21 protein-coding genes, 1 tRNA gene and 2 pseudogenes are annotated in these 18,383 nt (G+C 60.7%); 12 read left to right on the forward strand and 12 right to left on the reverse strand.

Annotated elements, in window-relative coordinates; translation table 11 throughout:
* Positions 1-225 precede the first annotated feature (225 nt).
* A tRNA-Ala gene (locus AC1XOS_RS00200) sits at positions 226-299 on the forward strand.
* Here the strand turns inward: AC1XOS_RS00200 and prmC are convergent.
* Both prmC and AC1XOS_RS00210 read right to left on the reverse strand, forming a co-directional pair.
* Positions 281-1,165: a peptide chain release factor N(5)-glutamine methyltransferase gene (prmC, locus tag AC1XOS_RS00205; RefSeq protein WP_481960197.1), complete on the reverse strand. Its 885-nt coding sequence runs from the start codon at positions 1,163-1,165 to the stop codon at positions 281-283. The two genes, AC1XOS_RS00200 and prmC, sit on opposite strands and share 19 nt — an antisense overlap.
* Positions 1,159-1,494: a hypothetical protein gene (locus tag AC1XOS_RS00210; protein ID WP_481960198.1), complete on the reverse strand. Its 336-nt coding sequence runs from the start codon at positions 1,492-1,494 to the stop codon at positions 1,159-1,161. Before AC1XOS_RS00210 ends, prmC begins: the two co-directional genes overlap by 7 nt.
* 45 nt (positions 1,495-1,539) lie before the next feature.
* Between AC1XOS_RS00210 and AC1XOS_RS00215 the strand changes: the two genes are divergently transcribed.
* Together AC1XOS_RS00215 and AC1XOS_RS00220 are read left to right on the forward strand one after the other, a co-directional pair.
* On the forward strand, positions 1,540-3,444 hold the full coding sequence (locus AC1XOS_RS00215; protein ID WP_481960199.1) for a DUF6785 family protein: 1,905 nt from the start codon (positions 1,540-1,542) through the stop codon (positions 3,442-3,444).
* 17 nt (positions 3,445-3,461) lie between these two features.
* Positions 3,462-4,040: an ankyrin repeat domain-containing protein gene (locus tag AC1XOS_RS00220; protein ID WP_481960200.1), complete on the forward strand. Its 579-nt coding sequence runs from the start codon at positions 3,462-3,464 to the stop codon at positions 4,038-4,040.
* A gap of 74 nt (positions 4,041-4,114) precedes the next feature.
* Here the strand turns inward: AC1XOS_RS00220 and AC1XOS_RS00225 are convergent, their stop codons facing one another.
* The 6 genes from AC1XOS_RS00225 to AC1XOS_RS00250 all read right to left on the reverse strand — a co-directional run bounded on the left by AC1XOS_RS00225 (position 4,115) and on the right by AC1XOS_RS00250 (position 8,539).
* Positions 4,115-4,354: a hypothetical protein gene (locus AC1XOS_RS00225; protein ID WP_481960201.1), complete on the reverse strand. Its 240-nt coding sequence runs from the start codon at positions 4,352-4,354 to the stop codon at positions 4,115-4,117.
* 108 nt (positions 4,355-4,462) lie between these two features.
* Positions 4,463-4,828, reverse strand: coding sequence for a clan AA aspartic protease (locus AC1XOS_RS00230; protein ID WP_481960202.1), 366 nt, complete (start codon positions 4,826-4,828; stop codon positions 4,463-4,465).
* Entirely contained in the window at positions 4,825-5,106 is a 282-nt protein-coding gene (locus tag AC1XOS_RS00235) for a hypothetical protein (protein WP_481960203.1), read from the reverse strand. Before AC1XOS_RS00235 ends, AC1XOS_RS00230 begins: the two co-directional genes overlap by 4 nt.
* 43 nt (positions 5,107-5,149) lie before the next feature.
* Positions 5,150-5,707, reverse strand: coding sequence for a hypothetical protein (locus tag AC1XOS_RS00240; protein ID WP_481960204.1), 558 nt, complete (start codon positions 5,705-5,707; stop codon positions 5,150-5,152).
* Positions 5,708-5,776: 69 nt separating this feature from the next.
* Positions 5,777-7,198, reverse strand: a complete 1,422-nt coding sequence (locus tag AC1XOS_RS00245; RefSeq protein ID WP_481960205.1) for an aldehyde dehydrogenase family protein — start codon at positions 7,196-7,198, stop codon at positions 5,777-5,779.
* 168 nt (positions 7,199-7,366) lie between these two features.
* Entirely contained in the window at positions 7,367-8,539 is a 1,173-nt protein-coding gene (locus AC1XOS_RS00250; protein WP_481960206.1) for a PQQ-binding-like beta-propeller repeat protein, read from the reverse strand.
* 40 nt (positions 8,540-8,579) lie between these two features.
* Between AC1XOS_RS00250 and AC1XOS_RS00255 the strand changes: the two are divergent.
* From AC1XOS_RS00255 to AC1XOS_RS00265, 3 genes and pseudogenes are all read left to right on the forward strand, one after another.
* Positions 8,580-9,020: pseudogene (locus AC1XOS_RS00255) on the forward strand (GNAT family N-acetyltransferase); the annotation flags it as partial.
* Between the two features lie 33 nt (positions 9,021-9,053).
* Positions 9,054-9,521, forward strand: a pseudogene (locus AC1XOS_RS00260) (GNAT family N-acetyltransferase); the annotation flags it as partial.
* Between the two features lie 62 nt (positions 9,522-9,583).
* Positions 9,584-9,934, forward strand: coding sequence for a hypothetical protein (locus tag AC1XOS_RS00265; protein WP_481960207.1), 351 nt, complete (start codon positions 9,584-9,586; stop codon positions 9,932-9,934).
* A gap of 91 nt (positions 9,935-10,025) precedes the next feature.
* Here AC1XOS_RS00265 and AC1XOS_RS00270 read toward each other — a convergent pair whose 3' ends face one another.
* On the reverse strand, positions 10,026-11,105 hold the full coding sequence (locus AC1XOS_RS00270; protein ID WP_481960208.1) for a phenylacetate--CoA ligase family protein: 1,080 nt from the start codon (positions 11,103-11,105) through the stop codon (positions 10,026-10,028).
* A gap of 74 nt (positions 11,106-11,179) precedes the next feature.
* Between AC1XOS_RS00270 and AC1XOS_RS00275 the strand changes: the two genes are divergently transcribed.
* The 6 genes from AC1XOS_RS00275 (at position 11,180) to AC1XOS_RS00300 (ending at position 15,816) form a co-directional block, all read left to right on the forward strand.
* Positions 11,180-11,779: a GDSL-type esterase/lipase family protein gene (locus tag AC1XOS_RS00275; RefSeq protein WP_481960209.1), complete on the forward strand. Its 600-nt coding sequence runs from the start codon at positions 11,180-11,182 to the stop codon at positions 11,777-11,779.
* Between the two features lies 1 nt (position 11,780).
* On the forward strand, positions 11,781-12,950 hold the full coding sequence (locus tag AC1XOS_RS00280; protein ID WP_481960210.1) for an acyltransferase family protein: 1,170 nt from the start codon (positions 11,781-11,783) through the stop codon (positions 12,948-12,950).
* Between the two features lie 12 nt (positions 12,951-12,962).
* On the forward strand, positions 12,963-13,814 hold the full coding sequence (locus AC1XOS_RS00285; protein WP_481960211.1) for a sugar phosphate isomerase/epimerase family protein: 852 nt from the start codon (positions 12,963-12,965) through the stop codon (positions 13,812-13,814).
* A 32-nt stretch (positions 13,815-13,846) separates the two neighbouring features.
* Positions 13,847-14,455 (forward strand): hypothetical protein, encoded by a 609-nt coding sequence (locus AC1XOS_RS00290; protein WP_481960212.1) that lies wholly within the window; start codon positions 13,847-13,849, stop codon positions 14,453-14,455.
* Positions 14,456-14,527: 72 nt separating this feature from the next.
* Positions 14,528-14,932, forward strand: coding sequence for a hypothetical protein (locus AC1XOS_RS00295; RefSeq protein ID WP_481960213.1), 405 nt, complete (start codon positions 14,528-14,530; stop codon positions 14,930-14,932).
* 35 nt (positions 14,933-14,967) lie between these two features.
* The gene (locus tag AC1XOS_RS00300; RefSeq protein WP_481960214.1) at positions 14,968-15,816 is read left to right on the forward strand and encodes an NAD-dependent epimerase/dehydratase family protein; all 849 of its coding nucleotides are present in this window, start codon (positions 14,968-14,970) and stop codon (positions 15,814-15,816) included.
* 11 nt (positions 15,817-15,827) lie between these two features.
* Here the strand turns inward: AC1XOS_RS00300 and queG are convergent, their stop codons facing one another.
* The 3 genes from queG to AC1XOS_RS00315 are packed head-to-tail and all read right to left on the reverse strand — an operon-like array spanning position 15,828 to position 18,335.
* Positions 15,828-17,111, reverse strand: a complete 1,284-nt coding sequence (gene queG / locus AC1XOS_RS00305) for a tRNA epoxyqueuosine(34) reductase QueG (protein WP_481960215.1) — start codon at positions 17,109-17,111, stop codon at positions 15,828-15,830.
* Complete coding sequence (locus AC1XOS_RS00310; protein ID WP_481960216.1) at positions 17,095-17,535, reverse strand: protein tyrosine phosphatase family protein; 441 nt, start codon at positions 17,533-17,535, stop codon at positions 17,095-17,097. Before AC1XOS_RS00310 ends, queG begins: the two co-directional genes overlap by 17 nt.
* Positions 17,532-18,335, reverse strand: coding sequence for a phytanoyl-CoA dioxygenase family protein (locus AC1XOS_RS00315; RefSeq protein WP_481960217.1), 804 nt, complete (start codon positions 18,333-18,335; stop codon positions 17,532-17,534). The genes AC1XOS_RS00310 and AC1XOS_RS00315 overlap by 4 nt, the downstream gene beginning before the upstream one ends.
* Positions 18,336-18,383: the final 48 nt, after the last annotated feature.

The following is an 18,383-nucleotide window of genomic DNA, read 5'->3' on the forward strand; positions in this document are numbered from 1 at the left end:
CCGGGTAGAGAGGCATTGGCTCTAAATCCGCCCAGCGCGTTTTCAGGATACCATATGGGCCTTTAGCAAATAGGACTTGTTTTGCGATAGAGAGAGCATCATGAACTTTACTCGGGCTATCTTTGGGAACGGACGCTTCGGCGGTGGCGTGGGCTGACAAGTTCAAGAGAATCTTGTGAGAAACCAGCTCCCGCCACGCGGTGAGAGCTGGATTTTTTGTTTTTCGGGCTTGTGGCTCAATTGGGTAGAGCATCGGTCTTGCACACCGACGGTTGCAGGTTCAAGTCCTGTCGAGTCCACTTTTCTGCGCAAGGACGACGCGGGGAGTTCCCGCCAAGTCCTCGCGCACTTCGATGTTAGTTAGCCCGGCGTCTGCAAAAAGCCGGGCGACGGCCTCCGCCTGTCCTTGTCCCACTTCTACCATCAGCCAGCCGCTAGGTCTGAGCCGTGCGGGGGCTTCGCTCGCCAGCCGCCGGTAGAGTGTCAGGCCATCGCTGCCCGAGATCGGATCAAAGAGCGCGGTGTGCGGCTCAAAGACGCCCACTTCCGGCTCTAGTGTTTTGGCATCTGCAGGCGCAATGTAGGGTGGGTTGCTGACAACTATCTCAAAGCGCTGCTCGGGCGGAAGGGGAGCCAGCAGATCACCGAGGCAAAACGTCACCGCCGCCCCATGTCGCGCCGCATTCTCCCGTGCCACGTCCAGCGCCGCCTCCGAGATATCCGTCGCCCAGACCTGAACGTCGGGCAAGAGCTTAGCCAGTGTGACCGCGATACACCCCGAGCCTGTACCAATGTCCAGCAAACCCTTCGCGAAGCCGGAGGGTGGTGAGCCTAAGCGAGCCGGGAGGTTTATTACCGCCTCGACCAGCAGCTCTGTCTCGGGGCGGGGGATGAGCACGGCGGGCGTGACGCGAAAACTCAGGCCGTAGAAGCCTCGCTCTCCTAAAATATAAGCCAGTGGCTCACGGCTGGCGCGACGGGCAAGCAAAGGCTCCAGGACGCTGGAATCTAGCTCTAGATCAGGGCGCAGTATAAGCTGCTCGCGAGTGAGGCCAAAGGCGTGCTGGAGGAGAAGCCGCGCTTCGGTGCGGGCCTCATCAGCGGCGATTCCAGCATCCGTGAGGCGCTGGGTGGAAGCGATCAGCAGGTCGCGGAGAGCTACCATGCGAGAGCAACCGCATTGCGGGCAGGGTGACGGGGCGGGTGGGGTTTGGTGGGGACACCTGCATCTTTCGTGTCGTCGTTTGGGTTGTTGCCGTAGCCGAGAATGCGGGCTTGTGCCTCTTGGTGCTCGGTGGGGGTGGCGAAGACAAACCAGATGCTGGGCTCCGCATCGTCTGTCGTATCGCGCAGGATCAAGACATAGCGCCCCGGCAGGCGGGGATCGTCGCTGACGCCGCTGAGGGCATAGCCCCAAGAGAAGTAGCGTAGCTCTGTCAGCTCAGCAAAGCTACTTGGGTTTGGCGTGTCGTCGGCGTTGGGCTCCCAGCGCATTGGTCTTTTTCTCCTCTTGGGGCATTTTACCGTAGAATAGCCCCGATGACAGAGACAAACGTGGTGCGCTGGGGACGGATACTGGGGCTGGCGCTGCCGCTGATCGTGCTCAACACGGGCTGGATCGCCAACTCCGAGATGCGCACGAAAGTGACGGAGATCACGATCACGACGCTGTTTATCGGGGTGGCGTTTCTGCTGTTTCTGCTGAGCATTGCCAATGCGCTGGTGCGAAAACTCTCCCCACGCGCGGCACTGCGTCCCGCGGAGTTATTTGCGGTCTATGTCATGCTCTCGCTCAGCTCATCGGTGGCGGGGATTGGCAATCTAGGCTTCTTCACGCCGTTTCTCACCAATGCCTGGCGCTACGGCCCTGAGCGTGGCTGGGAGAAGTTCTTTCCGTATCTGCCTGGGAATCTGCTGGGCCCGCGCGACCCGGCGCGGCTGAAAGACTTCTACGAGGGGCACTCCAGCTTCTTCACTCGCGAGGCGCTGCTGGCGTGGGGACCTGTGCTCGCGTTCTGGGGCGTGTTTCTGTTTTTTCTCTTTGCGACGCTTCTCTGTCTGGCCTACTTACTTCGCCAGCGCTGGGCCGATCAGGAGCACCTGACGTTCCCCGTGGTCGCGCTGCCGCTGGAGCTCTGCCGCGAGGGCGTGCCGCTCTTTCGGAATAAATTGTTTTGGGCAGGCTTTGCGCTCCCCGCGTTCTTCTATACCCTCAACACGCTGGCTGGGATGTACCCGAGCCTGCCATCGCTGCCGTTTAACAAGCCCGTGGACCTAATGGCCTTAAATGCGCCGCCGTTTAGTGGTTTCGGGATGGTCGTGGCGCTGATCCATCCGTCCAGTATCGGCTTTGGGTTTCTGATCAACACCGACATGCTGCTCTCGCTTTGGGTGTTTCATGTGCTCAAGAAGCTGCTGAATTTCTGGGGTGTGACCCAGAACTGGCGGGACTTGGGCACGGACACGCAAAACGAGCACCCTGATCAGTTTCCGTTTATCCAGTTCCAGGCGTGGGGCGCGTGGTTGGTGGTCTGCCTGGCTGCGCTCTTTACCGCACGGCGCTACTTTTCCACACTTCCCCAGCAGCCTGGCGCACGGGTCGCACTCACAGGCGCGGCCATCGGGTTTCTGACCGTCTGGGCGATGCTGGTGCTCGCCGGTGCCCCGTGGTGGCTCCCGCTGGTGATCCTCACGATCTATGTTCTGCTCCAGCTCACCCTCGCCCGCCTGATCGCCGAGACGGCGGTGCTCTCGCCGCTGCTCAACTGGGTGGATCCGCAGAGCATGCTCACGACCCTGGCTGGAACCGCTGCGCTCTCCCCGACAGATCTGGCCTACACCGCGACTCTCTCTTGGTGTAACCTAGACTACCGCGCCGCGATAGCTCCCCAGGCGCTCCAAGGCTTTGTGGGGATGCGCCGCGTGGGCTCCCGCCTGCGCCCGTTCGCCCTCGCCTGCCTGCTCGCCCTTGCGGTCGCTATCGCCTCCGCCCTGCTCTGGGACATGCAGTTCTACCACGTGAACGGCGCGGCGACCGCCAATGTCAACCCCTACCGGCTTGGGATGGCAAGCTCCCCGTGGGCGCAGCTCTCGGGTTGGTGGGCTCGCAACCGCGCCCCGGACTCCCATGCCTGGCTCGGAGCACTCTTCGGCGCGGCCACGACGCTTCTGCTTGGCTTTCTGCGCACGCGCTTTATGGGCTTCCCGCTCTCGCCCGCTGCCTACGTGCTCAACCTCACCTGGGCCAACGAGCTCTTCTGGCTCGATCTGTTTATCGCCTGGGTGCTCAAAGCCAGTGTCCTGCGCTACGGTGGCATCAAGCTCTACCGCACCGCGCTCCCGTTTTTCCTCGGTCTCATCCTCGGCGACTTTGTCACGGGAGCGTTTTGGTCGCTGGTTGGCTTAGGATTGGGCGCGGAAATCTACCGAACCTTCCCAAACTAGCTAAGGTATAATTGGCTATGTCACAGCCGATCTCACGCCGAAAACTGGCGACCCTCGCCTCTGGGCTCTTTGTCGCCTCCCACGCCTCCGCGCAGACCCCGCCGGAGGGAGGCCCCACGGAGGCCCCGCTTACCCGCGACTACGACGCCCCCAAGTTCAAGCCGGGCTGGAAGAAGCCGCAGGTGAACCGCCAGCTGGCGCAGGACTTTATTATCTACGCCCACTCGGACTTGGAGATGGTCAAGAAGCTTTTGGAGAAAGAGCCTGGCTTGCTCAACGCCACCATCGACTGGGGCGGCGGCGACTGGGAGACCGGCCTCGGCGGCGCCTCGCACATGGGCCGCCGGGATATTGTCGAGTTCTTGCTAGAGCGCGGCGCCCGCCCTGACCTCTTCTGCGCCACGATGCTCGGGCAGCTAGAGACCGTCAAGGCATTTCTCACCCTCCAGCCCAAGATGATCGACACCAAAGGCCCCCACGGCTTCACGCTCCACTGGCACGCCCAAGTCGGCGGGAAAAACTCCGAGGCGGTGCTGGACTACCTGCAGTCCATCAAGAAGCTGGAGCTCAAGCCCATTCCGTTTCTCAAGAAATAGCCGGCTTGTAGTACGAGTTTACCCCCGGCTGGCCCGTGAAGTTGGGGGCGTCGTGATCCTCGGCTCCGAGGTACTCAAGTGGCAGCGGCTGGCTCCGTCTCGGAGAGAAGCGCGGCGTACTGCGCTAATATCCCCAGCTTATCGCCGAGATAGTGGAGGCCATGCACACAGGTGATCAGCTCAAACGGCCCCTCCAGAGCGCACTCCGCCAGCGGACTCTCGATCAGGCGCAGATGCGAAAAGCTCTCGCCGCCATCGGCAAAGATCCAGCCACCGCGCCGGACGCCGCGCCTCCAGCCACTCCAGCGGCGCAAACCCCAAGTCTTTGGTGTAGCTATTGGCCCCCGAAAGCCCCCGCTCCCGGTTCATCGTCGAGTTCGCGACTACGGAGGATTGTGCCAGGGATTTATCGTCAAGAAGCATCACGACGGCGTAATTTTCACGACACCATCTTCTTGAAAGACAACCGTTAGTTCTGAATCGCTCAGAAGTGCTGTCCCTAACAAGGGACGGCGGCCCAGCGCGAGCAGCGCCACCTGGGTTACGTCACCGTTCCAGAGAATGGTGGCTATATGCACATCGGTCTTGACGTTATTATCATCCGCCAGATTCGCGACCATTTCCTGCAAGTACGGCAGCTCCAGTGCCGCGACGGCTTCAGGCGGTAACGTGAGTGCGCCCGCAAAACCGGTATCCACCACAAACTCAATGCTCAAGTTGGGTTTACCAGGAAGCACAAAAGTGACGTTCACAAGTGCCTGGAGATCATGAACAATCCCCTGCGTCACGCCACCGACCTCGTGAGGGTTCCTCCTAAGGCAAACGCTGCATTGTAGCCGATTCGCTTCCCGTAAATCGCAGCCCCAGGATGCTTTGCCTGCACCTGAAGACCCGCACGAACCGGATCAGCATCCACGGCGAAGTCACCAGTTTCGACATCAATGGAGACAATCTTGCCAATATTTTCGTCGGTCTCTACCAGAGCACGCACAGTAGCTTCGTAGAGCTCTTCCCCAAGGCGCACAATCTCGTCGCCAGAAAAACGCGGGTGTGGCATAGCAAACATCCTTTCACCTAGATTTTACCATTTCTCCTCAACTAGTGCCGAATTAGGCAACCCACTCCGCGAGGTACTCCATGAGAAGTGCTTCGGGGTTGGCACGGCGTGTCGCTATGTCACCCCGTTCTTCATAAACCAGATTGTGAATAATAATGGGCACGCTTCGCCCGAGGGTTTCAACGAGGATATTTTCCTGATGGAGACGCTGAGCGATGCGCGTGTAGCACTCTATCAAGGCTTCAGAACTCTTCTCATCGCTGCCTTGTTCTGCAAGCCATGTTTGACGAAGCTCCCAGTCGTCTGGATCAACGTAGCCATACTCATGTACTTGCGGCATCTCGGCTGTGTCTTTCCGTAACCAGAAAGCATAGTTCCACTTGGCTTCCTCAGCATCCGATGCCTGCTCTATCTGAGCCAGGTAGTGAGAGATGGTATTAAAAGTGACTGAGAGGCCATCTCTGATACAAACTTCATTGCCCTCAATATCCTCACAGAAACTTGTGGAATAGAGAAACGAGAGAGCATAGATGTCTGAGTACTGCTGGGTATCCCAGGAGCGAATCTTAGCAACAATCCGGGTGTAGGTTTCTTCTTCGAACGACTTCATGATGCACCTCTCCCCTCTTCCCAACCCTCCTCCCGTGATTCTCGGGAGGAGGGGCTGGGGGAGGAGGGCCTACGCCCGCTGCAACGATCTTCGCTTGTAGAGGAACTCGAAGAGGTTGCCTTCGTGGGGCTGGTCCCACGACGTCACCATCGTGGAGATGGGGCCGAGGTTGAGACGGTCGATCAGCGGGCAGTCGAAGAGCTGATCGATGAAGGCTTCATCTTCGGTGATCGCCATCACCACTAGCGACGGGCCGATCTGGGCGAGCATCTCGCTCTGGGGCACCTCGACCACGCTGGCGTAGGGGAAGAGATACTCTTTGTTGGAGAGCGGGTGCTGGAAGTTGTTGCAGTGGATGATGGTCGGGCGCAAGTAGGTGCTGCCATCCAGCTCCACCAGACGCTCACCGGTGCGGTGCTTGGCAGTGACATCCTCGGCCCCCGACGTTTTCAGGCCGTCGGTGACCGCGCCGTCCATCCACTCGGCCATCTTGGGGTTGGCAAAGCCCGAGAGCACCGCATCAGGATCGGCGGCGGGGCGCGGCTCGATAGCGGCGAGCTTCTTGGCCAGCGCATCGGCGATCTCGGCACCGTACTTGGGAACGACCACGGCGCTGGCGTTGATACAGCTCCGGCCGCCGTTGTCGGCAATCGACGACGCGATCACATCGATAAACTCCGGCCAGCGCTCGATCATGTCACTGCCGATGAGGACTTTGCTCCAGCCGGGGCCATGAACACTCACGCCGGGATTGCCTGCGTAGCGCTCGACGGTCGCTTGGTCGCCGAAGATAATCGCACGCTTGCAGTGCTCCATCACGGCGGCGCTCCCCTCGTGGTCCGTGGGGTAGAAGCTAAACGCCTCAGGCGGCGCACCGGCGGCGATAAAGGCCTGAATGATACGAAACGGGGTCCACGGCTCCTCGCGACCCGGCTTGAGGACGATCGGAATCTTGAGGGCGATGCAGGGAATCCAGAGCGAGTTGACGCCCGGGGAGTTGCTGGGAAGCACCACGCCCAGCGCCTCGGTGGTGGCGTAGTAGCTCACGGGGACGCCGTTTTGCTCGCCGTAGCCGTTGTCTAGGACGTCGAGCGGCATTCCACGAGTGAGGCCCTTGAGGATAGTCGGCATCTGGGTGAAGACCTGGTTGATCTTGGCCATGTTGCGCCGGATCATCACGTGCGGCAGGCCACTGGTAGCCGCCAGCTGCGCGATGTAGTCGTCGGGGGTCTGCACTTGTCCATCGCCCAGCGGGAGCGCGGACTCCATGAAGTGCTTCCCGGCCTCGGCGCTGATCTCTAAAAGCCGTGCCACAGGGATATCCCGCAGGCACTCGCGCGACGGCTTGCGCAGGTCGCGGCGGATGACACCGGCATTGACCTGCCCCACATGAGCGACAATCTCGCCGCTCTTGACACTCTTCAGCTCCGCCTTCTCCAGGCTCTCATAAACTTGGCCCCGACGCAGGGTCGGCAGATACGGCAATGACATGTTTTGGATTCCTTTAATGTTCCGGCCGATTGGAACGGCCAGACGGGAGAGCCTGTGGCTACAAAGGCCGTTCCGGCCATAAAAATAATTCAGTATGGGCCGGGTACCCTCGGGGTGGCCCTTGGTAGCGCGAAGCGCTCTCCAGTCCCCCCGCTCTAACCGGGGGGACTACTTCCCGCCTACCGCCATGAGATGGTTTAGCGTGCGCAGATACAGCGTCTTCTCGCCAAAGGCAGGCGTGGCGTTGGTAATCTCGCCTAGATCGCGCCGGGCAAGAAGCTTGAAGGTCTTCTCAGCGGCGATCACGATCAGCTCGCCTTTATTGCTCATCGCCCAGAGCTTCCCCTCACAAAACACGGGCGAGCCGTAGAAGTTCCCGCCCACACGCTCCAGCCAGATTGTCTCTCCCGTCTCGGGCTTGACGCAGTGGACAATGCCTCCATCGCCCCAGAGAAAGAGCAGGTCGTTGGCATAGAGTGGGCAGGGAACATAGGGCGTGTTGCGGGTCTGCTTCCAGGCGATCTCCGGCTTGCCGCCGTTCGCGCCCGGCTTTAGTGCCACAAAGAGCCGGCTACCATTTCCCACGCCCGTTCCCGCAAAGATCAGCCCGGCGGCAACGGTTGGGGAGCCGACACAGCGGTAGGTAAAGAGCCCTGGTGTCTCCCAGAGCACTTTTCCGGTCTTGGCTTCGACGCTGGTGATTCCCTGAAGTGTGCTCGCAAAGAGCAGCTGCATCGGCGCAGTTTTCTCGGGCTGGTAGAGCATGGGCACGGCGTAGGGCGCGTCTTTACTGGGCCGCTTGACCTCCCAGCGCGTCTGGCCAGTCTTGGCATCTAAAGCCAGCAGGCTCCCCGGCGCGTTCTCGGGCTCGCGGGAGAAGATCAGCATGCCATCATAGAGAATCGGGGCCGATGCGCCTCCATGCTGGGTGGGAAAGGCACCAAACTCCCGCTGCCAGACCAGCTTTCCCACCAGTGAGTGCGCCGTCACCACAAAGTTCTCATCGCTGGGCCAGGTGGTGTAGACCCGCTCTTTATCCACCGTGGGAGTCGCGCTGGCCGCCGTGTTGAGCTCGTGGGTGTGGTAGGCCTTGTAGTCAAAGCTCTGCCGCCAGCGCTCTTTTCCCGTCTTGGTGTCCAGACAGACCAAGTGCCGCTTCCCCGCCTCGCGCTGGGCCGCCGTCACAAACACCGACTCGCCCATGAGCACCGGCGACGAGTGCCCCTCGCCGGGCAGTGTGGCTTTCCAGCGAATGTCTTTCTCCGTAAAGTCCGCCGCGACTCCCGTGGGCAACCCGATCCCCGTGCCATTGGGTCCTCGAAACCGTGTCCAGTCTTGCATGCGCTCATTTTACCTGTCAAACTGAGCTGTGACGATTCGAATGGATGATTTACGCGGCCCGGAGATTGCGCAGCTCTTGGAGGAGCACCTCACGGACATGCGGGCGGTCTCGCCGCCGGAGAGTGTCCACGCGCTGGACTTAGACGGCCTACGCCAGCCCGAGCTCACGTTCTGGACGCTCTGGGACGGCGACACTCTGGCAGGCTGCGTCGCCCTTAAAGAGCTCACCCCCCAGCACGGCGAGCTCAAGTCCATGCGAACTGCGTCGGCGTCTCGGCGCCGAGGAGTCGCCGCCAAGCTTCTTCAGTACGTCCTTGACGAGGCCAGCGAGCGGGGCTACACGCGCCTCAGCCTGGAAACGGGCTCACAGCCGTTCTTTGCCCCCGCCCACCAGCTCTATGCACGCTTTGGGTTTGTGGCCTGCGGCCCGTTTGCCTCCTACAAGGACGATCCCAACAGCACTTTTATGACCCGCACGCTCGCCGCGCGCAGCGATGGCACGGTGCGCCTGACCCGCTTCGCCGCCACCGATGCCCCCGTGCTCTGCGCCGGCGACCACGACCCCGAGCACCGCCTGCGCTTCGACTTTCCCGCAGACTTTGTCCCCAGCCTCGCGCACGCCGAAGCCGTTATCGCACGCTGGGAACAAGAGCGCCTAAGCGGGGTACGCTTTCCCTTCGCGGTCCGCGACGCACACTCGTCCACGCTCCTCGGTGGTTGCGAGCTCCAGCCGCTTGAGAGCGACAGCCAGAGGCGCACGGCCAACCTCTCCTACTGGACCTACCCCGAGCACCGCGGCAAAGGGGTCGCCACCCGCGCAGTCGCATTGGCCTGCCAGCTCGCCTTCGAGACATACGGCTTCGAGCAGCTTGAGCTGCTCACTGCCCCCGACAACACCGCCTCCCGCCGGGTCGCACTCCGTAGTGGCTTCCAAGAGCTCGGCCTGCGCGACGGCGAGGTTCTCCACACGCGACTCTCCTAGCCGGGTGTCATAAGAGTGCGCCGCCCACAGCGCTGACGTTCTACACGCTAAGCACCACGAAGGTGGAGGGAGGGCAGTTTCTCGATACCGAGCACTACCCCAAGCTAGGCTATATCGCCGCGACACCCGAGCTCTCCCTTACCCATCTGGAGAGTGTCGCCCCCCAAACGACCTTGCCGAAGGGATCGAAAGCGTCGGTGATCCAGGTACGGCTCACTCCTGAGGACACCAAGAAGCTCGCTGCCTTCACCCAAGGAGCGCTCCATAAGACCATCGTCATCCGCTTGGGCGAGACGATCCTCATGGCCCCCAAGGTCAACGAAGCCCTCACCCGCCCCGACCTCGGGATCGCGCTACGTGAGGGACCGAACACGCCGACCATCGAAGCGGGCCTTAAAAAACTCGCGGAGTAGGCTCCCCAAACAAAAGCCCTCTTCCTGTGAGCTTGCGAACAAACCGGGGAAGAGGGCAACGAGCCTAAGCGAGTGGAGATGACAGAGAAGCCTAGTAAACGCCCTCGATGGCCTTGGTCTCTAGTGCGCCAAACGGGCGGACTTCGGCGACGCCGTCCCAGGGGAAGCGTCCCCAGGGGGTGCGGCGTAGGGCTTCGTCGCGCTCCAGGAAGCGCGGCATGAAGAATTCTTTGGTGAGCGTGGAGAGCTCGACGCGGCCCCAGGTGTCGTAGTCCACGGTGGTCTTGGTGTCGTTGGGATCAACGACGCGCAGGATCGCACGGGGCTGTGGGGCGTGGTAGGTGATGGAGTAGTTGTCCTCGCGGGTCACCGGGCGGCTCTGGGCGAGGCCCATGAGCGTGTTGCCGTAGGTCGGGACAAACTGAGCGCGGTTGTCGAGGATCTCCTCGATCAGGAAGCGCACGGTCTGTGGGTTCATCGACGTGCCACCACAGAAGACGCCTTTAATGCCTGCATCAGGCACATTGACGTACTCATCCAGCGCCTCCAAAAGCAGCGGCGTGGTGAAGAGGCAGCTAATCTTCCGGTGCTTGAGCAGAGTCGCGCCTTGTTCCACGGCGTGCTTCTTGTATTTTTTCGCCGTCTCGAACTCTTTGTCGGCGATCAGGCGCTTCACCCAGCGCGGGTCCAGATCCGTGTGGTAGCACGAGCCGCCACGGAAGTTGGCCAGGTGCTCAATGGAGAGGCGTAGGCGGCGTGGGCCGGTGGGGCCGAGCATCAGCCAGTTGCCGCCCTTGGGGAAGAACTTGTCGTCGAGCCCCTCAGAGAACTCCTCGTAGTCGTGCTTGTGGTCGTCCCAGCCGATGCGCTGCTTGGGCATCCCGGTCGTTCCACCCGTCTCGAAGACAAAAAAAGGACGCCCCATGTATTGTTTCGGCACCCAGACTTCGTTGGGCAGATCGCGTAGCCACTCATCCTGGAAGTGTGGGAACTGGGCCAGGTCAGCGGCGCAAGTGACGGCTTTTATCGGGTCGAAGTCCGCGCTCTTGGCCCAGTCCAGCCAGAAGGGGCTGCCGGTCTCGGGAGAGAAGTGCCAGGAAATGATCTCGCGCACATGGGCATCGAGGGCATCTTGCGCGGCCTGGATCGCGTCGGGGGAAACAGTGCTCATAGTTTTAGGATACCTGAAAGCTCTAACGAAATCTTCGTGGAAGAGTTCCGTGCAAAGTGTGGCATAATTGCCCTATGCAAGCAGACCCTAAAAAATGGGAGAAAGAGATCGCGGCCTTCGAGGCGGCGGATCGGAAACGCTTCCCCAGACCTGGCGGCATTGTTTTTGTCGGGAGTTCGACGATTCGGATGTGGAAGAGCCTCGATAAGGACTTCCCTGGCTACGGCACGCTCAATCGGGGCTTTGGGGGCTCCCAGCTCCCCGACTCGACCCACTTTGCGCCGCGCATCTTGCGGCCCTACCAGCCGCGCCAGATTGTTTTATTCGCGGGCACCAACGATATCAATGCTAAGCGCACGCCTCCCCAAGTGGCCCAAGACTTCAGTGATTTTGTGCTGACGGTGCGCTCACTTCTGCCACGAACGCGGCTCTCGTTTATCGAGCTGACCTCCAGCCCCAGCCGCTGGGCACAGCGCGATGCGGTGGTGGAGACCAATCGTATTATCCAGCGCCTCTGCCAGCGCAACGGTGTGGACTTTATCCCGGTGCGCGAGAAGCTCTTTGGCCCGAGCCGTGAGCCGCGCCCAGAGCTGTTTATCACCGACAAACTGCACCTCAACGCCGACGGCTACAAGATCCTCGCCGAGGCCGTGCGCCCGTTTCTGAGCCGCTAAGATGAAAGAGCGCCTCGTCTCCCTGGATGCCTACCGTGGCTTTGTGATGCTCCTCATGCTCGCCGAGGTGCTCCACTGGGAGGATATCGCCAAGGCGGTTCCCGGCAACGCCTTCCTCGCCTTCATGGGCCACCACCAGAGCCACGTCAGCTGGGAGGGCTGCTCCCTCCACGATCTGATCCAGCCCTCGTTTTCGTTCTTGGTAGGAGTCGCGCTCCCCTTCTCGCTGTCCAGCCGCCTCGCTCAAGGCCAGAGCAAGGCACAGCTTATCCGCCATGCTTTTGGGCGCGCACTCACCCTGATCCTCTTGGGGATTTTCTTGCGCTCTCTGAGCCATCCTCAGACCTACTTCACCTTTGAGGACACGCTCACCCAGATCGGACTGGGCTACGGTTTTCTCTTTCTTCTGGGCCTCGCACCACGCAAAGTCCAGTGGGCCGCGCTGGGCGTGATCTTAGTGGGGTACTGGGCGGCGTTTGCCCTCTCCCCGCTCCCTCCCCCTGGCTTTGACACCCTCACGGTTGGAGTGAAGCCGGAGTGGCCGCACCACCTCTCAGGGTTTGCGGCGCACTGGGAGAAGAACGCCAACGTTGCGATGCGCTTTGACCAGTGGTTCCTCAACCTCTTCCCCCGCGAGGAAACGTTTCGCTTTAATGGCGGCGGCTACGCGACCCTGAGCTTTATCCCAACCCTGGGGACGATGCTCCTCGGCTTGCTGGCGGGCGGTATCCTGCGCAACACGCAGTCGCCCCAACAGCGCCTTCGGGTCTTTCTGATGACTGCCGCCGTCTTGCTTCTGGTGGGCTCACTGCTGGGGTGGCTGGGAGTCTGCCCGGTGGTCAAGCGCATCTGGACACCGTCGTGGGTTCTCTTCAGTGGCGGCTGGTGCTTTGTGTTTCTCGCGGCATTTTATTATTTTGTTGATGTGCGAGGCCAGAAGCGCCCCGTCTTTGCGCTGGTGGTGATCGGGATGAACTCGATTGCGGCCTACTGCCTCTCCTGGCTGGTCATGGAGTTGGTAGAGAAAGCACTCTACCGACACCTCGGGCATACTCCATTTCTGATTTTTGGTACGGCCTACGAGCCACTGCTTCATGGAAGCGCCACTCTGGCACTTCTCTGGTGGATTCTCTTTTGGATGCACCGCCGTCAGCTATTTCTACGAATCTAAGGAAAAACAACAATGAAGATTTCGATCGCGGGCTATAGTGTTCATGGCCTTCTCTCTGAGGGCAAGACTGATATTTTTGGCTACCTGGAGAGCTGCCGCTTTCGCTATGGCCTCGACACTGCCGATATCTGGAACGGGCTCTTGCCCTCGCTTGAGAGTGGCTTTATCCAGAAAGTGCGCCAGGGGCTCGAGGAGCGCGAGCTGACTCTGGTCAACTACCACGCCGACGGCTGCCATGTCTGGGAAGACTCTGCCGAGGCGCGGGCCAAGAATCGGGAGCTGGCCTTTGAGCACTTGAGAGTGGCGGCGGCGCTGGGGGCCAAGACGGTGCGCATTGATACGGGCGGCAAGCTGGAGCGCATGAGCGCCGAGCAGCTTGAGATTATCTCCAACCAGTTCCGTGAGTACTGTGAGTTTGGGCAAGAGCATGGCTTCTCCGTCGGCCCGGAGACCCACTGGGGCATCTCGCTAATCGCCGACAACATGGAAGACATCGCCAAGACCGTCGCGCACCCGGCCTATGGGATCCTGCTGCACATCGGGCACTGGGAGCTGGGCGACCCCGATGAGGGCGATAGGCGGCTCGCGCCGTATGCGATTCACACCCACGTGGACGCCAAGATCACTCATAGCTGCCTAGCCGAGAAGATGCAGCTCTTGCTGGATGCGGGCTACACCGGCTGCTGGGGAGTCGAGCACCACTCCAAGAAAAACGAGTACGCCGAGATTGCCGTGCAGCTCGCGATGGTGCGTCGTGTGCTCTCGCGCCTGCTCTGGGAAGAGCAGAGCCAGGCAAGCACCGTGCACCGAGGCAACCCGCTCCTCACCGACGAACAAGAGGGCCGCACGTCAAAGCCTGCGTGAACCGTCGGCAAGTTTGTTGCGTCTACGGTGGCATGAAAAAGATACTCTTTCTTGCTACCGTCGCGCTGGCCACGCTGAGCCTGCCCGCCGAGGCGCAGAAACCCGACAAGCAAACCCGTAAAGCGGAGCGCAGCACCATAGCACAGCCGCTCCGCAACCATAACTCCGTCACGGCGCTCGCGGAGGCACTTCAAGCACTCACGCTCACCGAGGCGCAAAATAAAAAGCTCGAAGGCGCGGCCTTTAAGCTAGAGGTCGAGATCCTGGGAATGCTCACGCCCGAGCAGCAGGCACAGTTTAAAGAAGCGCAAGAGCGCCTGAAGAAGCCCGCACGCGGGAATGGGAAAGAGAGCACGGCGGCCACGCCGCGCAGTCCTCTGACAGAGCTCCAGGAAAGCCTCAAGCTCACTGCGGGCCAGAAAGACCTTACCGACCCGATCTTCAACGCCAGCCAGAAGCAGCTCACGGAGCTGGAAGATAACGTGCAAAAAAGTGGCGGAGCAAAAGACCCACAAGTGCGTAAAGAGGCCACACGAAAATTTAAAGAACTTACGGAGAGCTTGAAGACCCGCCTGCGCTCTCTTCTTAACCCAACTCAGCAGACAACTCTGGATGCCTGGAAGCCTCGAATGCGAAAATAGGGTCTTAGCACAGAAGCTGCAAAGCCTCTCTTTGTTTCTTCCCATGCTCAGGAGCCCATTTTGGGGGCTGGAATGGCAGGCCACACAAGCGCACGTCGTGTGGGCGTTCCCTCCTGGGAGCTGACTCACTTCCGCAGCGAGGGCAATGGCAACACTCTCTCCGCAACAGGAATCTCCTACATCGAGCGCGACCGTGCCCGCAACAACTCTCGAAACTTCTACGGCTTCGGGCTGGGAGTCTATGATCTGCGCCTCGATGTTGCTGGTAGCCCTACTAGTCCTATCTTCGCCAGCAGTCGCGCAAGAGCCACGAGCCTAGGAACACAAGACAAGAGTGGTATCCGTGTTGTCCCGACATTCTTACTGGGTTTCTCCTTAAGCACGAAGACTTTCCTCGAAGTGCGCTACACGGACCTCGGCTCGCTCTCTGGGGTTCGTGCCGACCAGTACAACGCCACCTTCGTCCTGCGGCTCTAGGTAGCGTTTAATCCTGCAAGGGGTACAATCCTATCATGAAAGTTATTGTGACGGGTGGAAGTGGTAAGGCGGGCGCGTATGTTGTCCGTGAGCTCGCGATTGCAGGCTATCAGGTGACGAACCTGGATCAGCGACGGCTTGAGGGCCTGCCGGGGCAGTTTATCAAAGTGGATCTCTGCAACGCAGGGGAGGTCTACGATGCCCTTGCGCAAGTGAAGCCCGACTTTGTCTGCCATGTCGCGGCCAATCCCGCGCCGAGCGGCGATCCCCGTCAGACGGTCTTTGCCAACAACACGCTCTCGACCTATCACATGCTCCAGGCCGCTGGAGATTTTGGGGTCAAGCGCTTTGTCTATGCCTCGTCCGAGATGGCCACGGGCTGGCTGACCACCGATCAGCTCCCGGCTAAGTTCCCCTTCGATGAAGAAGACCGCACCACCACTCCCAATGCCTACGCGCTTTCCAAGTACTTAGGAGAGGTAATCGCCGACTCCCTCTCGGTGCGCTACCCTGAGATGCCGATTGTCTCCCTACGCATCAATAATGTGATTACGCCAGAGACCTACACCTGGCTGGCAGATCGGCGAGCAAGCTATCCCCACGGCGGAAGCGGCAACTTCTGGAGCTACATTGATGTGCGCGATGTCGCCACTGCGTTTCGTTGCGCGATTGAGGCCAGCACAATCAGCCACGAGGTCTTTCTCATCGCCGCCGCCGACACCTGCCTCGAGACCCCACTCCACAACGCGCTCCAAGACCACTACGGCAACGAAGCGCTCGCACTCTTGGCTGAGGGCCACGGCGAGTTCCAGTCCGTCTTTAATTGCAGCAAGGCCGAGCGCATCTTGGGCTGGAAAGCCGTACACTCCTGGCGCGACCAGTAACCCCCTCATTTTCAACGAGTGCTCAGTCGGTGAAGTGCCCAGCGTGCGTGCTCGCGCACCATCTCCGAGGGATCGGTCTGGGCAACCAACGTCAGAGGCGCGAAAGCTTCTTGCCCTCCGACATTTCCCAGCGCCACACAGACATTGCGCCGTAGCCCCGTGCGGCCTGTGCGCAGGATCGGGCTTCCGGCAAAGCGCACCTCAAAGGCCTCGTCGGTGGCCAGAAGTACAAGTAGCTCTAGCAAGTCCACGCGCCCCTCGCCGCCGTAGAGTTTTTGCTCACGGGCCACCTGCGCCTTGTCGTTCCACGGGCACGCCGCGAGGCAGTCGTCGCAGCCGAAGATATGATCGCCCATGAGAGGCCGCAATTCTTCTGGGATGCTGCCGTGGAGCTCAATCGTGAGATACGAGATGCAGCGGCGTGCATCAAGTGTCATGGGGGCAACAATCGCGCCCGTCGGGCAGGCCGTAATACAGCGTGTACATGTCCCGCAGTGGTGATGGGCAAACGGTGGGTCGGGCTCCAGCTTCAGCGATGTCAGAAGTGCGCCCAAAAAGAAAAAATTCCCGAGCTTGAGGGAAATTAAATTTGTGTGCTTGCCCTGCCACCCCAGCCCCGCCCGCGCCGCCAGCTCCCGCTCCCGGATCGGCCCCGAGTCCGTGTAGCCCCGGCTGACCGTCCCCGGAAACTCCTCCGCCAACCAATCACGCAGCGTGTTGAGCTTGTCCCACATGACCCTATGGTAGTCCGCGCCCCGTGCATAGCGTGCGATGAGCCCTCCTCCCCTTGTCCCTCCTCCCCCTGCCCCTCCTCCCAACCCTGCGGAGGCAGGGAGGGAGAGGGGAGAATTCCCGTCTCTGACTCCCCTCCTCCCGGGATCGGGAGGAGGGGCAGGGGGAGGAGGGTACGGAAAATCGTAGCTTTGGGCGACGACGATCACGCTTCGGGCTTTTCCCAGCAACTTCTGTGAGTTGAGCGGGCCACCGCGCAGGCGCTTGCGGGTCTTGAGGTAGCTCATCTCGCCGTGGTAGCCTGCCTCCAGCCATGCATCCACAAATGCCGCGTGGCCGGGTGCGGCAGGCGTGGTAAAGCCCACATCATCAAAGAGCGTCAGCGCATACTCACGGACGATCTCGTGGATTCCCCCGGTGAGAGCGGGGGAACTGGAGAGCGTCGCAGGCTCCGCGGCAAAGGGCGTGCCGCCCATAAAATTCGGTATGGGCGGCACGCCCTTCGTAGCCGAAGGCTCTCCAGCCCCGCCGTTCTCATCGGCGGGGTTATCGGTTTGCTTCAATAAACTCTGCCCAGACACCATCGGGGTGCCAGATATCGTGTAGATCGTCGAGCGCCTCAGTCTCATCATAGCCGTTACGCAAGCGCCAGAGGTAGAGAAAGGCCGATGCCCGCATGTTCGCCGCGCAGTGGACAAAGAGCTTTTGACCCTGGCGTGCGTCCATCGCGGTGCAGAATGCGTCGAGATTCTCACGCGTCGGGTTGCGCCAGATCACGGGGATGCGCACGAACTCCATACCCAGTGCCATAACTTTCTCAGGCTCCTCGGGGAACCAAGCATCAGACTCATCGGGCAGGAGGTTGAGGACGCACACAAAGCCCTCTGCGGCGATGATCTCGAGCTGCTCGGGCCGCACCAGCCCCGAGGTTCCGAGGCTGTCGTCCAGCCAGAGAAAGTCGCGAATTTGGTGTAGGCTCTGGCTCATGTGCCCCAGACCCGCGGCGAGTGCGCCTCATCCTCGACCACTTGATTGTGCCGAAAAATGTGCTTTGCGTCCTCGCTCCACGACTCCCAGGTGGTCTTGGGGACAGTGATGACGGGCGTGCGCAGAAAGCCACGCTCGTAGACAATGGCGTACATCGTGCGCGGGTAGTCGGCATCGTTGGGCATGCCACGGTGCCACATCCTCATATCACGCAAGATAAAGCTCCCGGCCGGCACTTCCGTCCGCGCCGAGGGGAATGCGGCGGCGCGGGCATCGTCTACGGGGCCCTGTGTCAGATGCGTTCCCGGCCACACCTCCGTGGCGCCGTTGGCAATTGTAAAGTCGCAGAGGGGTATATTGAGAACTAAAGTCGCGACGGGATGTGGGACGCCCATTAGGTTCGCCGTGTCGCGGTGTACGGGCTGAATCCCTGATCCAGGCAACGCACTGTTGGTATGAAAGAACGCGCACTGTAAATCATCCCCCAGAAGCGCTTTCATGATCTGCACCGCAATCGGCTGCGCGGCGAGCTGCGTGTCGGCAATCGGCAGGTTCAGCGGTGGGAAGAATCCAATGTGGTTCTTGCCAAAGGTCTTGCCCTCCAGCGCTTCCAGTCCGCCTTTGCTGGCGATAAAGCGCTCCAGCTCAGCCTCGTAGGCCACGCGCACCGTCTCCAGAAACGCCAGATCATAGGCATCCTCGATCACCACATAGCCCACATCGTTAAAAGTCTGCACTGCCTCGTGCAGGCGCTCGGAGGAGAGCAAACCTGCCACTTTTTCGTCCTCAGATAGTTTCATGGAGATATTCTACCTGCCCTCGCCGTCTTGCCACGCCGACGCTCTCGT

This window comes from Armatimonas sp. (genome assembly GCF_964826245.1).